Source organism: bacterium (genome assembly GCA_008933615.1).
Classification (GTDB): Bacteria; CLD3; CLD3; order SB21; family SB21; genus SB21.
The window spans coordinates 1-16,148 of sequence record WBUR01000057.1 but is presented as its reverse complement, the minus strand read 5'-3'; the positions used below and the strand labels follow the sequence as shown (position 1 = coordinate 16,148).

At 46.3% G+C, this 16,148-nt stretch carries 12 protein-coding genes; all 12 read left to right on the top strand.

Annotation, left to right across the window (positions count from 1 at the left end):
- Nucleotides 1-408: 408 nt before the first annotated feature.
- The 12 genes from F9K33_15520 to F9K33_15465 all read left to right on the top strand — a co-directional run bounded on the left by F9K33_15520 (nt 409) and on the right by F9K33_15465 (nt 15,812).
- A complete protein-coding gene (locus F9K33_15520; GenBank protein ID KAB2877798.1) occupies nt 409-687 on the top strand; it encodes a DUF2383 domain-containing protein in 279 nt (92 codons plus the stop codon).
- Between the two features lie 44 nt (nt 688-731).
- A complete protein-coding gene (locus F9K33_15515; protein KAB2877797.1) occupies nt 732-2,390 on the top strand; it encodes a long-chain fatty acid--CoA ligase in 1,659 nt (552 codons plus the stop codon).
- Nucleotides 2,391-2,904: 514 nt separating this feature from the next.
- Nucleotides 2,905-3,546 (top strand): 4Fe-4S dicluster domain-containing protein, encoded by a 642-nt coding sequence (locus F9K33_15510; GenBank protein KAB2877796.1) that lies wholly within the window; start codon nt 2,905-2,907, stop codon nt 3,544-3,546.
- A complete protein-coding gene (locus tag F9K33_15505) occupies nt 3,543-4,451 on the top strand; it encodes a disulfide reductase (GenBank protein KAB2877795.1) in 909 nt (302 codons plus the stop codon). Before F9K33_15510 ends, F9K33_15505 begins: the two co-directional genes overlap by 4 nt.
- Nucleotides 4,444-6,480: a CoB--CoM heterodisulfide reductase iron-sulfur subunit A family protein gene (locus tag F9K33_15500; protein KAB2877794.1), complete on the top strand. Its 2,037-nt coding sequence runs from the start codon at nt 4,444-4,446 to the stop codon at nt 6,478-6,480. The genes F9K33_15505 and F9K33_15500 overlap by 8 nt, the downstream gene beginning before the upstream one ends.
- Entirely contained in the window at nt 6,470-6,976 is a 507-nt protein-coding gene (locus tag F9K33_15495; protein ID KAB2877793.1) for a hydrogenase iron-sulfur subunit, read from the top strand. Before F9K33_15500 ends, F9K33_15495 begins: the two co-directional genes overlap by 11 nt.
- Entirely contained in the window at nt 6,969-7,934 is a 966-nt protein-coding gene (locus F9K33_15490) for an oxidoreductase (protein ID KAB2877792.1), read from the top strand. Before F9K33_15495 ends, F9K33_15490 begins: the two co-directional genes overlap by 8 nt.
- A gap of 48 nt (nt 7,935-7,982) precedes the next feature.
- Nucleotides 7,983-8,963 (top strand): OmpA family protein, encoded by a 981-nt coding sequence (locus F9K33_15485; protein ID KAB2877791.1) that lies wholly within the window; start codon nt 7,983-7,985, stop codon nt 8,961-8,963.
- Nucleotides 8,964-9,066: 103 nt separating this feature from the next.
- Nucleotides 9,067-10,590 (top strand): Ni/Fe hydrogenase subunit alpha, encoded by a 1,524-nt coding sequence (locus tag F9K33_15480; GenBank protein KAB2877790.1) that lies wholly within the window; start codon nt 9,067-9,069, stop codon nt 10,588-10,590.
- Nucleotides 10,591-10,633: 43 nt separating this feature from the next.
- Complete coding sequence (locus tag F9K33_15475) at nt 10,634-11,197, top strand: hydrogenase maturation protease (protein KAB2877789.1); 564 nt, start codon at nt 10,634-10,636, stop codon at nt 11,195-11,197.
- A 12-nt stretch (nt 11,198-11,209) separates the two neighbouring features.
- Complete coding sequence (locus F9K33_15470) at nt 11,210-12,499, top strand: citrate synthase (protein KAB2877788.1); 1,290 nt, start codon at nt 11,210-11,212, stop codon at nt 12,497-12,499.
- 316 nt (nt 12,500-12,815) lie between these two features.
- Nucleotides 12,816-15,812, top strand: coding sequence for an N-6 DNA methylase (locus F9K33_15465; protein ID KAB2877787.1), 2,997 nt, complete (start codon nt 12,816-12,818; stop codon nt 15,810-15,812).
- Nucleotides 15,813-16,148: the final 336 nt, after the last annotated feature.

The following is a 16,148-nucleotide window of genomic DNA, read 5'->3' as shown; positions in this document are numbered from 1 at the left end:
AGTGTGCCCCACGCTCGAAGCGGCGGAAGGCGACGAACTGGAAATAGAGAATGAGTTTGTTGTCAATAAGACCCATCATAAATATTATCCGATAGAACCTTTGCCCAAAGCCCGTCAGGCGATCATGGATGCGGGAGGACTCATTCCTTATACGAGGAAAAAGTTAATCGAAAAACATGCAACCCCTTCTCGCTGAGACCATCTCAGCGAATAACAAACGAGGTGAATGAACTATGAATTCGTCTCCCGCAAATTTCGCAGATTTACGCAGAAATATTTATCCGCGAAAATTAGCGGCATCTGCGGGAAAAAATTATGTAAGCTGAATAGACGAATAATGAATCATCAATCGAAAATCATTTTTACAATACCGTTAAACAGTCACCTTAATCAACATGGAGTGTCGTTATGGCACGAGTCAAAGTATTCCGAAGTATCACTGACGTTCTCGAGTGCGCAATTAAGAAGGAAAAAGATGTTCATGACTATTTTACCCGCTGCGCAGAAGAGGTGGGGGATCAGAAAGTGAAAGATTACCTGCTCAAAATCGCGCAGGACGAACAGGATCATTTGAATCGACTCAAAGAACATTTGTCGGAGGTGCAGGCGCAGCTCGAGATTGATCAGGCGATCATGGAGAGTTACGAACACTGGGAAGATCAGGCGTCATGTTATCCGACTGCTTGAGCAATCATTAATTGTAAATTGTTACTCTAAAAAGGATCACTTCCATGTTAAAGGAAAATTTGGTTGAGTACATTGAACAGACGATCAAGAAAAACTGGGATCTGCCTGCATTTACCAACTACAAAGGCGAGACGGTTCGTTTTGGCGATGTGGCGGAAAAAATGGTTCGGATGCATTATATATTTAGGCAATGCAATGTTAAGTCGGGCGATAAGATAGCGTTGATAGGAAAGAATTCTATCAACTGGGCGGTGACGTATCTTGCGACAGTGACGTACGGCGCTGTGGCCGTTCCCGGACTCCCGGATTTTCACTCGGAAGATCTGCAGCACATTGTCAATCATTCAGACGCGGTTTTTCTTTTTGTTGCCGACGATATTTTTGAGCGACTGGACGAGCACAAAATGCTCCAGATCAGAGCCATATTTTCATTAAATGATTTTCGGATTCTGCACAGCAAACAAGACAATTTGGCCCAAGTGCTGGAAGAAGCGGAGTCTTACGTTCAGAGCCAACTCACGTTTGAAAAGCGGCCTGAAAAATTTTCGTTGGAGAGAATTCCTAATGAGGCGCTCGCATCAATTGTCTATACTTCAGGCACGACCGGGTTTTCCAAAGGCGTCATGATCCCGCATAACAGTCTCACCGCTAACGTTCGATTTGCTCTTAATAATCTGCCGTTGCATCCCAGAGAAAACATCGTATCTTTTTTACCGCTTGCGCACGCCTTCGGATGCGCGTTTGATTTTTTGTATCCGTTTGTTGAAGGTTGTCATATCGTTTTTATCAGCAAGATTCCAACGCCTCAGATCTTGCTTGAGGCGTTTAAGCAGGTTCGTCCCCGCCTGGTGTCTTCCGTGCCTCTCATCATGGAAAAAATATACAAGAACAGGATTAAACCGGTGCTTAATAAGAAATCCGTTGATTTCTTACGAAAAGTTCCTCTTGTCAGTAACGGTATTGACGGAAAGATCAAGAAGCAATTGATGGAAGCGTTTGGCGGAAATTTTCACATGGTAGTCATTGGCGGCGCGGCGTTGAGCACGGAAGTAGAGGGTTTTTTGATGGAAATAGGCTTTCCATTTACCATCGGATACGGCATGACGGAATGCGGCCCATTAATCAGTTACATTCCGTGGCAAAAACATCGGCGCTTCTCGGTAGGTAAAGTAATGGATACTCTGGAGATTAAGATTGATTCACCGGATCAGGAAAAAGTGGTTGGTGAGATCATGGTCAAAGGCGAAAATCTAATGTACGGTTATTACAAGAATGAAGAAGACACAAAAGCAGTGCTGACAGAAGACGGCTGGCTGCGAACGGGCGATTTGGGATTAATTGATAAAGACGGGTATATCTATATTAAAGGACGAAGTAAGACCATGATGCTCGGGCCGTCGGGAGAAAATATTTATCCAGAAGCGATCGAGTCAAAATTGAATTCATTACCGATGGTCGGAGAATCTCTGGTGCTTGAAAAGAACGGCAAATTCATGGCGATGGTTTATCCGGACATGGAGTTAGTGGACAAATTGAAAATGGATGAACGGCAAATTGAGGAAAAAATGGAAGAGAATAGAAAACTGCTCAACTCCCTGATGCCGGCCTGGATCAATATTGCCAAGGTCTATATTCATCCGGAGGAATTTGAGAAAACGCCGACCAAAAAAGTCAAACGCTTTTTATATACAGTACCGGATTAGGTAAAGTTCAAAAACGATACGATGTTTTTTGAAAAGGGTTGACATTGATTAAAAAAGATTGTAACTTTTTTCACAAAGTAATGACTGTCAGTCGCTAAGGCGGTCACGTTAACGGTCACCGACATTTAACTTCGAGCACCCATGAAGGTGCAAATACTACATATAGCCGGCCTCCGAATTGCCTGTATTTTCGGGCCTTTGTACTCGATCTGCATTCCTCCCATAGATGACCGTTTCGATACCGTTTACGGCTGTCTTTTTCATTCGTTACCAAAAGGAGGTTTATTATAAAATCAATCAGCTCTATCAATGAATTCTGATCAGATAATGCAACTGATCTCACTCTAAAACGGAATAGGTCTCTTCCTTTTTCAGAATTAATCCCTCCGGCACTGCCCCAATTCTTTCTAAATTGCATGAGTCATTCTATAAAGATTTATGTTTCCATGTTTTAAAGTTCAATTTCCAAATTATTTCAAACGGTTTTTGATTCTTTATTGGCAAGGAGGTAATCATGATCTCATTTATTCCAATGGGATTTGTAGAAAACAAATCGTCGCCCGATCCGCGCGATAAAATGCGAAAGATCAAATACGAATCCGAACTCGACCTGGGGTTTGGCGAACAGATGGCGGCAAAAGCTTACGGCCAGAAACTTCTCAGTTGCATCCAATGCGGCACATGTAGTTCAACCTGCCCCTTAAGCGATTATATGGACTACACACCTCGGAAGATCATTGCAATGACGAGGGAAGGTTTTAAAGACGAAGTGCTGAACAGTTTGACTATTTGGTTATGTTCATCCTGTTATGCCTGCACGGTCAAATGCCCGCGCCAAATTCATATCACAGACGTGATGTACACGCTCAAACGTGAAGCGATTGCGCGCGGCGTGTACCCCAAGCGTTATCCTATTCCAATCTTCTCACGTGAATTCTTCAATATTGTTAGAAAGCAGGGACGTAACAGCGAAGCGATTTTGCTTATTAAATTCTACCTGAAAACAAACCTTTTTATGATGTTTAGTCAGGCTTTAATGGGATTACGGCTTATGCGAACGGGACGATTTTCGTTTAAACGAGACAAGATCGAACGTATAGATAAACTTCAACGGCTGCTCAAAGCGGCTGAATCGATAGAGGAGGTGCGAACATGAGAAAGTACTTGTATTACCCGGGCTGTTCTCTCCACAGTACCGGCAAAGCGTATGAAGAATCCATGCTAAGTGTATTCCGCTATTTGAACGTTGACGTCGAAGAGTTAAAAGACTGGAATTGCTGCGGAGCAACTTCTTACGCCTCGATTGACGAAGTGCAGGCATTCTCCCTCGCGGCACGAAATTTGGTAATTGCGGAAAATCAAAACGGGAAAAACGGAGAGTCTCCGGAGCTTCTTACGCCATGCAACGCTTGTTACTTAGTCTTGACCAAAACTCAAAAATACATGAGCACCTATCCTCATGTAAAAGAAAAAGTGGATAAGGCACTTTTAGCGACAGAATTGCATTATAAGGGAAAAACGAAAGTGCGCCACCCTTTGGATGTTATCGCTAATGATATAGGGCTCAAAACGGTTACCGAACAGGTCAAAAATAATTTAAAAGGACTGCGGGTAGCCTGTTACTACGGATGCCAAATTGTTCGTCCCTTTGCAGATTTTGACGATCAACATAATCCGATGACCATGGATCATCTGGTCAATGCTTTGGGCGGCGAAGCAGTAGACTGGCCGCTAAAAACGCGTTGCTGCAGCGGCAGTTTGACCGGTACCATTCCTGAAGCCGGATTACGTCTCAACCGCCGATTGCTCGTCGAAGCCGTCAAACGGAACGCAGAAATGATCATCACGTGTTGTCCGTTATGCCAATTCAATCTGGAATGTTTTCAGGATAAGATCAACGCCAACTATGGCGAGAACATCCACATTCCGGTCATGTATTTTACACAACTGATGGGGGTTGCGTTTGGATTGCCAGAAAAAGATTTGGGAATTCAAAGGCTGTTTGTCAAACCGTCCTGGCATTCAAGATCTCGGAAGGGAGGTGTGAAAGTCCATGCCTAATCATCAAAACAATGGAAATATTCGCATCGGTTATTATGTTTGCCATTGCGGCCATAATATTGCCAATCAAATCGACGTGGAAGCTTTGGCGGCATACATTTCCAGACTGCCCGGCGTCGCCGTTTCTCGAACCTATAAGTATATGTGCTCGGATCCCGGACAGGACTTGATCCAGCAAGATATCAAAGATCACGAACTGAATCGAATTGTAGTCGCTTCATGTTCACCGCTTCTGCACGAGCAAACTTTCCGCAAAGCGGTCGAAAAAGGTGGCCTCAACCCGTATTTCTTTCAAATGGTAAATATTCGCGAAAATGTGTCATGGGTTCATGAGGACCGCAAAGAAGCAACTCAAAAAGCGATGGATCTTTCGCGCGCGGCCGTTCACCGGGTATTTTTCCACAAAGAACTTGAAAAGAAATACGTTAAGATCAATCCGGATGCGCTCGTTGTAGGCGGAGGCATTGCGGGCATTCACGCCGCACTGACGCTGGCCAATTCAGGAAAAAAGGTCTATCTCGTTGAGAAAGAGCCCACGATCGGCGGCCACATGGCGCAGTTTGATAAGACATTTCCAACACTCGACTGCGCGGCTTGCATTTTAACACCGAAAATGTCCGCAGTAAAATCACATCCGAACATCACGCTCTGGACGTATTCCGAAGTCACGAGTGTGAATGGATATGTGGGCAACTATACCGTACAAGTGAAACGCAAGCCGAGATATATTCATGAAGACTTGTGCGTCGGCTGCATGGCCTGCATTGACGAATGCGTTTATAAAGAAGGCAAATATGCCGATGAATTTAATATGGGCTTGAGCAAGCGCAGGCCGATATACATAACCTTCCCGCAGGCGACGCCCAAAGTCGTCGTGATCGATCCGGAAACGTGTATTCAATTTAAAACCGGAAAATGCAAACAGACCTGCGTCGAAGCCTGTGATCGCGATGCGATCGATTTCGAACAAACGGAAACCATCGAAGAAGTGAATGTTGGAACCATCATTCTCTCCACCGGATATAAAACGTTCGATGCGGCCCGAGTGCCATTCTACGGATACGGAAAATATCCGAACGTGTACACCTCATTGGAAGTGGAGCGTCTTATCAATGCATCCGGCCCGACGGGCGGGGAACTGATCCTGCGCGACGGCTCGCATCCAAAAACGGTCGGCATCATTCACTGCGTCGGTTCACGCGACCGTAACACCAACCGATGGTGTTCGCGCACGTGCTGCATGTATTCGCTGAAACTTGCGCATCTTCTCAAAGAACATAGCGGCGCGGAAGTATACAATTTCTACATCGATATCCGTGCGGCAGGGAAAGCATACGAAGAATTTTACGATAAAGTGCTGGAAGAAAATGTCCATTTTATTCGCGGGCGTGTGGCTGAAGTGATTGACTGGGCGGCCAATCCCGCTGAAGAAGGAAAACTCATCATTCGCGCCGAGGATACGATGATCGGTACCGTACGCCGTATTCCGGTTGATATGGTAGTATTGGCCGTGGGAATGGAACCTCAGCAAGACGCGCAAGCCGTTCGTAAGATGTTCAATATCTCCTGTTCCACCGAAGGATTTTTCCTTGAACGCCATCCCAAACTCGCGCCGGTAGACACTTTTACCGACGGAGTTTTTATTGCGGGCGCATGTCAGGGGCCGAAGGATATTCCGGACAGCGTAGCTCAGGCCGGCGCTGCCGCGGCGCAGGCGATGATGCTAATCGATACGGGCGAAGTGGAACTGGAACCGAATACGGCATTCATTACTGAGGAGTTTTGCTCCGGATGCAAGTCGTGTATTCCGCTCTGTCCGTTCCACGCTATTTTGTTTAACGACACATCGAAGAAAGCCTATATCAACGAAGCGTTATGCAAAGGCTGCGGAACCTGTGTCGCGGCTTGTCCGTCCGGTTCTATTCAGCAGAACATGTTTGAAGATGCGGAGATTCTCGCTGAGATCAACGGATTGCTCGCGATGAACGATTCTGAATTATATGAAAAGGAGGCGACCCATGTCGGATAGTAAAAAGGAAATCAAGAATTGGGAACCCACTATTGTTGCATTCTTTTGTAACTGGTGCACCTATACGGCGGCAGATTTGGCGGGCGTTTCCCGTATGCGTCATGCGTCTAATGTACGCATCATCCGCGTAATGTGTTCCGGCAGGGTAGATCCGCAGTTCATTTTGAACGCGTATGCCAAAGGCGCCGACGGCGTATTGATCGGCGGGTGTCACTTCGGCGATTGCCATTACATGGAAGGGAATTACAAAACCGCGCGACGTTTTCAACTATTGAAGCGGATGCTGCAAGACATGGGCATAGAGGAAGATCGTTGCCGCCTCGAATGGATATCCGCTTCGGAAGGCGAACGCGTGCGGACAGTGATCAATGATATGGTGGAAAAGATCAAAGCGCTCGGCCCGCTTCGTTTGCCGGAGCGCTTCAAGGAATGGGACAAAGAAATGGAATTTATAGGGGAACATAACATCGGAGAGGAGGTGCATATCCATGCCTGAAAAACCTAAAGTCGCATTTTACTGGTGTGCATCGTGCGGCGGCTGTGAAGAGTCCGTCGTGGATCTCGCCGAAGATATTCTAATGGTGGCTGAGGCCGTGGATATTGTATTCTGGCCCGTTGCGATGGATTTTAAAAAATCGGATGTGGTTGCGATGCCCGACCGTTCCATCGTTGCGACGTTTATTAACGGCGCCATACGAACCTCCGAGCAGGAGGAAATGGCCCGATTGATCCGTAAGAAAAGCCAGTTCATCATCGCGTATGGATCCTGCGCGCACATGGGCGGAATTCCGAGCCTGGCAAATCAATTTAGCCGCGAGCAGATCCTTAATTACGTGTATCAGGATGCGCCGACGGTTCAGAATACCGAACGCACGCGGCCAATGCTGGAATTAGGACACAACGGTACTCGGGTCGTACTTCCGGAATTTAGAAATACCGTGCGTAAATTAGATCAGGTGATTGACGTCGATTATTATCTGCCGGGTTGTGCGCCGACGCCGAAACTGCTGAAAGAAGCCGTGCTGGCCTTGTTGTCCGGCAACCTGCCTCCGGTCGGCACCGTACTTGCGCCGGATGTAGCGTTGTGCGACGAGTGTCCGAGAAAAGAAACCAAGCCGGAAGATATTGCCTATACGGAATTCAAACGTCCGCATCAGGTTGCGACGGATGAGTCAACTTGTTTTCTCGCGCAAGGTATGGTCTGTATGGGACCTGCGACGCGCGGCGGCTGTGAAGCCGTATGCACCAAAGGCAACATGCCGTGTACGGGCTGCTTCGGACCGACGTCGCGATGCATAGATCAGGGAGCGAAAATACTCTCATCGATTTGTTCAGCCGTCAGCGCAACTAATGAAGACGACATGGAAATGGTTTTAAAGACCATACCAGATCCGGTCGGAACATTTTACCGTTACGGTTTGGCCGGTTCGCTGCTCAGAAAGAAAGTAAACTGAATTATCATCGGAGGGTGAGATCCAATACATAATTCAAAAGGAATTAAGATGAAAACATTAAGCATAATGTTTGTTGCCGTAGCGTTCATCGCTACCTCATCGCTTTACGCTCAAAGAAAAACGGATATTGAAAACAGTAAAGACCATCCATTAGTAAGCCGCTTTAGCGGGGCAGTAATTGAGTTTTATAAAGAAACGAAATGGGGCAGTTACAAGCTGCCCGTTGATGATAACGGCAAGATCGATTGGAAAAAACCAAAGGAGCTAGAAGGCAAGGTCACGCGAATTCAGTATACGGTCTCTCCCGACAATAATTCTGAATTTGTTCTGCAGAATTACAAATCGGCATTTAAAAAAGCAGGTTTTACAGTTCTGATTTCAATTGCGAATGAAGAGCTTGGAGAAAGTGATCGGCCACATACGTGGGGTGATAAATATTATGCGACTGGCGGTTATTACAACGGGCTGAACAACGGGAAATTCGGCATGGGTATTGGCTTGCCCATTTGGAAAAACAACCATGCATTTATTGCAGGCAGAGAAAATAAAGACGGGAAAGATATTTATGCCGTGATCTATGCAGTGGTTGATGAAAAATATACACTGATAACCGAGGATATTGTGGAAGTGGAGGCGGTTGAAACAGGAATGGTATCTGCTGAAAATATTTCGCAAGCCATTCTATCCTCAGGCCATATTGCCGTCTATGATATTCACTTCGAAAGTGGAAAATCAGAAATAAAACAGGAGTCATCAGCCGCCTTAAAAAATATTGCAGAGTATATGAATTCAAATGCTGCAAAGAAGTTCTTTATTGTCGGGCATACGGATAACACCGGAAATTTTGCCGCGGCGATGGTATTATCTGAAAACCGGGCCAAAGCGATTACAAATGAATTGGTAACCAAATATGGAGTAAAGCCGGAGCAACTGAATGCACAGGGAATAGCCTCATTGGCACCCATAGAAAGTAATTTGACGAAAGAAGGAAGAGCGAAGAATCGCAGAGTGGAAATTGTTGAACAGTAAAAAAGACGATGCGAAACATCGAGTTGGTTAATGAAAAGGAATTTTGATTTCCGCATTTCGCACCACTCTGTATCAGGGATGAATTATTAGAAGGGAAAATATTATGGAAGAAACGATTCAAAAATCAACAAAAGAAAGTGCAACGGGTTACGCCGGATCCAATGTGAAATCGAAACGTATCGTCATTGATCCGATCACGCGCCTGGAAGGGCACGGTAAGATCGACATTTTTCTGGATGACGCCGGCGAGGTCGAACGCGCGTACTATCAGATTCCGGAATTAAGAGGATTTGAAATTTTCAGCATCGGCCGTCCGGCGGAAGATATGCCGCAGATCACAAGCCGTATCTGCGGCGTGTGTCCGACCGCGCATCACATGGCAGGAACCAAAGCGCTGGACGATTTGTATAAAGTCGAACCGCCTCCCGCGGCAAAAAAAATCCGCGAACTGATATACAATACATTTATGCTCGAAGATCATGCGCTTCATGTGTATGTGCTCGGCGGGCCGGATTTTATTGTAGGCCCCGATGCGCCGAAAGCAGCCCGAAACGTGCTGGGCGTAATAGAAAAGGTCGGACTGGATGTTGGGAAACGTGTGATCAGTATGCGGAGGCGATTACGTGAATTGATCGCCTATCTCGGCGGGAAAGTGGTGCATCCCGTTTTCGGTTTGCCCGGCGGCGTTGCGAAAGGACTGGCTCCGGATGAACTTGCGAAATTTAAGGAATTGGCAAAAGACGGATTGGACTTTGCGCAATTTACCCTTCAGGTATTCAAAGACATCGTATTAAAAAACGACGATTACGTCAAACTGATCACTTCGGATGCATTTACGCACAAGACGTATTATATGGGAATGGTTGACGCGAATAACAAAGTAAACTTTTACGACGGGCAGATTCGTGTCGTGAACCCAAGCGGTGCAGAGTTTGCCAAGTTCAACGCCAATCAATATCTCGACTATATTGCGGAACATGTAGAACCGTGGAGCTACGTCAAATTCTGTTATCTCAAACCGCTGGGGTGGAAGGGATTTACCGACGGTCAGGAAACGAGCGTATACTCTGTTGCGCCGATGGCGAGATTAAATGCGTCCAGCGGAATGGCAACGCCGATAGCTCAAAAAGCGTATGAGGAATTTTATTCGACGCTGGGCGGACAACCGGTTCATCACACGCTGGCCAATCACTGGGCGCGCGTTATCGAAATGATCTATGCGGCGGAAAGAATGAATGAATTACTGAACGATCCGGAAATCACGAGCCGTGATTTGCGCGTCATTCCGACCTCAACGCCGTCGGTTGGTATCGGGGTTGTGGAAGCGCCGAGGGGAACTTTATTCCATCATTATGAAACGGACGAGCGCGGATTGATCAAGAAAGCTAATTTGATCGTGGCAACGCAGAATAATTCCTGCCGCATTGCGATGAGCGTTGAAAAAGCGGCGAAAGGACTCATTCACAAGGGTAATGTCAACGACGGATTGCTCAATATGATCGAAATGGCGTTCCGCGCATACGATCCGTGTAATGCCTGCGCGACGCATATGCTGCCGGGCACCGTTCCGCTAACCATTCGCGTCAGGGATCGGTCGGGAGAAATAGTAAAGACACTGTCCCGATAAAATATAATAGGCCCGTAGCCGCACGAACGGCCGAGCAAGCTGAATGATTGCGGTTGCAAGAGCAGGGAAAATGGCAGACCATAAAAAAATCCTTGTATTAGGAATTGGTAATGACATCCTTGGTGATGATGCCGTCGGTCTTATCGCCGCCAGAGAATTGCGGAAGACATCATCAGACGATGCGGATTTCCATGAATCGTTTGGGCTTGGGTTGGAACTTTTGGATGCATTGGAAGGATACGAGTTTGCCTTAATACTTGATTCCATCGTGACAGGCCGGAACAAACCGGGAAGCATTATCGAATATACCAAAAGAGATTTTTCTGAGGATTGGCCCACCTCGCCGCATTATGCCGGGATACCCGAAGTTTTCAAGATAGCAGAACGCCTTCAAATTCCTTTTCCAAATGAAGTGCGAATTCTTGCGTTGGAAATTGAAAACCCGTATCTTATTCATGAGGGAATCAGTGAACATGCCGAAAGGTCCATCCCGTCTTTTGTGGACAGGGCAAAAAAGATCATCATATCATGGAAGAATAGAATAAACAACAAGAACCCGGACTTGCTAAATGATAGGGCAATCCACTATTCAGTTACAACAGACTAGGAGGTATATATTATGGGCGCAAATACTTTGACCGTAACGGATAACCGAACAGGGAAAACGATTGAAATTCCTATAGAGAATGACACATTTGATCCGATGCCTGTTCGTCAGATGAAAGTCAATGCTGATGACTTCGGCATGATGAGTTATGACCCATCCTACAGGAATACGGCATCCTGCAAGAGTAAGATCACATTTATCGACGGCGACAAAGGCATTTTGTTGTATCGCGGTTATCCGATAGAACAATTGGCCGAAAAAAGCACCTATCTTGAAGTGGCGTATTTGCTGCTCTTCGGCGAATTACCCAATAAGAAACAATTGGAAGACTGGGTGTTTCAGATCACGCATCACAGGATGATTCATGAAACAATTAAAGGATTTATTGACGGATTTCATCACGATGCGCATCCGATGGGAATGCTGATCAGTTCGCTTGCGGCCATGTCTACGTTTTATCCGGAGGCGAAACAAATTCATGATCCTGAAGTACGTAAAGTGCAGATCTACCGGCTTATTGCAAAAATTCCGACGCTGGCTGCGTTTTCTTACCGCCACAGTTTCGGATTGCCTTACTCTTACCCGGATGACGAGCTAAGTTATGCAGGTAATTTCCTGAATATGCTTTTCAAGATGAACGAACTAAAATACAAAGTCAATCCGGTTCTCGAAAAAGCCATGGACGTACTTTTTATTTTGCACGCGGATCATGAACAAAATTGTTCCTCAACCACGATGCGAACGGTTGGCAGCGCGCACGCAGACCCCTATTCATCCATGGCAGCGGCGGCGGCGGCATTGTACGGCCCGCTTCACGGTGGCGCCAATGAAGAAGTATTGCGTATGCTGCGCCAGATCGGCTCGAAAGATAAAATTCCGGAATATATCAAACGCGTCAAAGCAGGCGAGGTGTTGCTAATGGGATTCGGGCATCGTGTTTATAAGAATTACGATCCTCGGGCGAAGATCATCAAAAACATCGCGGAACAGGTATTCGAAGTAACCGGAAAGAATCCGCTTCTGGAGATGGCGATCGAACTCGAGCGAATCGCACTGCAGGATGATTATTTCGTGAAACGGAAACTCTATCCCAATGTGGATTTTTATTCAGGTATTATTTATGAAGCGATGAAATTTCCGGCGGAAATATTCACCGTGCTCTTCGCGATCGGGCGTACGTCAGGCTGGCTCGCGCAGTGGCAGGAACTGCTCACCGATCCGGAACAGAAGATATCTCGCCCGCGGCAGGTTTATCTCGGTCCATCAACGCGGGACTTCGTTCCGATGAATCAGCGCAAATAAGCGCGCTCGAATGTGCCGGGCTAACGTGAGCTGAAACGTTAGCCCGTTTTTTTTATTAAATGGAACATCGATCTGAACCGCCGTTTAATTTCGTATCTGCGCACGAAGGAACGAGTCCAAGCTCAAACCTTAAGGTTTCTTGGATGGTTGCAATTTTATGTCCAACTTAGGATTGATAGAATTTCTTGGATTTGATAAGCGATTAGATAAATCTTGTAGATTTGCATTTCATAAATCTCATTGACATTTCCAACCTGACACTGTACATTTCTCCTGCCAATCGTAGCTCTTTCTAATTAAATGAATATTGATTCCTATGAAAAAGTCTATCGACCACGTCCGGCAACTCGTTAACGATTTCAAAAAACACGAAGCTACGTACCTTGCTCCGGATTATCAGGAACAAGAAGCGCGCAAAGACTTTATCGATAAATTCCTGATCGCGCTCGGATGGGATGTGAATCACGAGCACCAGAAAAATCCGTACGAACAGGAAGTGAAGATCGAGCAATCGGTAAGGACCGGCAAATCCCAGCGGCGCGCGGATTATGCGTTCTTTGTCGGCCCGAATTTCCGCGACCCGAAGTTTTTCGTCGAGGCCAAAAAACCGTCACGAAGCCTCGCCAATCCCGATGATTATTACCAGATCATCCGCTACGCGTACAATAAAAAAATTCCGATCTCCGTATTGACGGACTTCGAAGAATTTCATGTCATCGACTGCCGTTTCATGCCGGACATTAATACCGCGCTGGACCGGCGCATGGAACATTTCCATTATTCCGAGTACGCGGACGAGGAAAAATTCAGCCGTATCTTTCATCTTTTCGGACGCGATGGGGTTGCCGCAGGATCGATAGAGAAACGCGCTTCCGAACTTCCGAAACCCAAAAAAGGCAAACAACAAGTGTCCTTCAAGGGCATCGCTCTTCCGATCGATGAAGCGTTTCTCGTGAAGCTCGACGACATACGCCTGACGCTGGCGAAGTCATTTAAAAAACATAATCAGGATCTCGGAAGCGAGGAACTCACCGAAGCGGTTCAGCGTACGATCGACCGGCTGGTATTTATTCGTTTCCTCGAAGATAAAAATATCGAAGAAGCGCACATTGCGAACCTCACCCTGTCTCCCTCTCCTTTGAAAGGAGAGAAACGGGGTGAGGTTGGAGCATGGAGATCCTTCGTCGCGCTCTGCAAAAGTCTCGAGCCCAAATACAACGGGCTCGTTTTCAAACATCATTCGCTGATCGACGGCGATAAATTCATTCCTCCGGAGGAAGAATTCGCAGAGATATGCAATGAACTCGCCGATCCTTCGTCGCCGTATCTCTTTGACGAAATTCCCATCTCGATACTCGGCAGTATATACGAACGCTTTCTCGGCAAGGTCGTGCATGCCACGCCCAAACGCGCGGACGTGGAAGACAAGCCGGAAGTGCGCAAAGCCGGCGGCGTGTATTATACGCCGGAATATATCGTCCGGTATATCGTGCAGAATACGGTAGGGAAACTCTTGCAACCACCCTCCGGCTCCCTCCACCCCCCACTAGCTCCCCCCTTAACAAGGGGGGAGAACGAGGGGGGTGGGAAATTCGGGAAGACGCCCGAAGAAATTTCCAAAATGGCATTCGCGGATATCGCGTGCGGATCAGGCTCCTTCCTGATCGAAGTGTACAGCGAGTTGCTCGACTATCACACGCGGTATTATTCCGCCTATCCCGAAAAGGCCAAACCCGGCGATACGCAGATGCGCGAAGGCAAAGTCGTGCTCTCGCTTAAAAAGCGGCAGGAAATTCTGATCAATAATATCTACGGCGTGGATATCGATTACCAGGCAACGGAAGTGACCCAGCTTTCGCTGTATCTCAAACTGCTCGAAGACGTGACGATGAATGACGCGTATCAATTCAGCCTAATCAAAGAAAAAATTCTTCCCGACCTGAAACAGAATATCGTCTGCGGCAATTCCCTGATCGGCACGGACATTCTCGAAGGCGATCTCTTCGAAAAGACAGAGGAACGTAAACTCAACCCGATGAATTTCGAAGATGCATTTCCCAAAGTCATGAAGCGCGGCGGCTTCGATGCGATCGTGGGAAATCCACCGTATGGATTTCATCAAATTCATATAGAATTTGAAAAACCTTATTTCAGAAAGAATTATGAGTCATCACAAGGCAGTTTTGAACATTATTTTCTTTTTTATGAAAAATCACTTGGCTTGCTTGATTCACACGGTTTGCATGGCTTCATCGTTCCAGTTACATGGCTCACTATTCCATCTGCCAAATCCCTAAGGAAATTTGTTTTGGAGGGTTTCGCTATACGAGAAATTAATTGGCTCCCAGAATTAGTTTTTAAAAACGCTCAAGTAAATACTCTGGTATCCATTATTGAAAGAGAAAAATATGGCAGCGTTGTTGTTAATATTTATGATACACTTGGTTTTTCATTGCCTCCAAAAATAAGTAGAAAGTTTAAACAGTCTCGTTTTATTGATGCTGATTTTACGCTAAATATTTTTGAAGGTGACTCAGACACAATTATTTTAAAAAAAATAATAGAGGTGTCGCAACCGCTCAGCGAAATAAGCCGACCGTGTTCGGGCTATAATCCATATGAAGTTGGTAAGGGTCTTGATATCAATGGAAAAGTCCAGACATCATTAACGGTTAAGACAAAGCCCTATCATTCGGGAAAGAAATTGGGATTGCAATGGAAACCTGAAATTGTCGGAAGAGATTTGCAGCGATATCATGTCAATGTTAGCGGTAAACGCTGGATTAAGTATGGACCGTGGTTAGCGGCCGCAAGAGACCCTAACAACTTCATTGGAAAGAGAATCCTTGTCCAAGAAATTACCGGAGGTGCTGACAGACGAATTATTGCAGCGTTTTTTGATGGTGAGTTGTATCATAGCAGGGATGTAATACCAATAAAGATACAAAACGAATTGCCTCATCCATTCTACATACTGGCTATTATTTCTTCGCGTCTAATTACTTGGTTTCATCATAAAAGAAATCCAAAAGCTCAGAAGGCACTATTCCCAAAAGTGTTGGTATCTGATTTAGGTAATATTCCGATTTATAAAATTGACAAATCAAACCCCGCCGACAAATCCCGTCATGATCATATAGTGAAATTGGTCGAGCAGATGTTGGGAGCGAAGGAAAAATTATCCGAAGCGAAATTAGAGTCCGAGAAAGACCGGCTGGAATTGCTCTGCACGAGCCTCGACCGCCAGATCGACGAAGCGGCGTATGAGTTGTACGGCCTGACGGAAGAGGAGATCAAGGTGGTGGAGGGGTAGGAGAGAGAACCTCACCCTGTCCCTCTCCTCATTGAGGAGAGGGAACGTACTATTTTAGTTTGTACGTTCCTTCTCCTTTTCAAGGAGAAGGGATAGGGTTGAGGTTGGATACAAAAGCACACATGATCGACGAAGCAGTGTATGAGTTGTACGGCCGGACGGCAGAAGAGATAAAGGTCGTGGAGGGGTAGGAGAGAACCTCACCCTGTCCCTCTCCTCATTGAGGAGAGGGAACGTACTGTTTTAGTTTGTACGTTCCCTTCTCCTTTTCAAGGAGAAGGGATAGGGTTGAGGCTGGAGACAAAAGCACACATGATCGACGAAGCGGTGTATGAG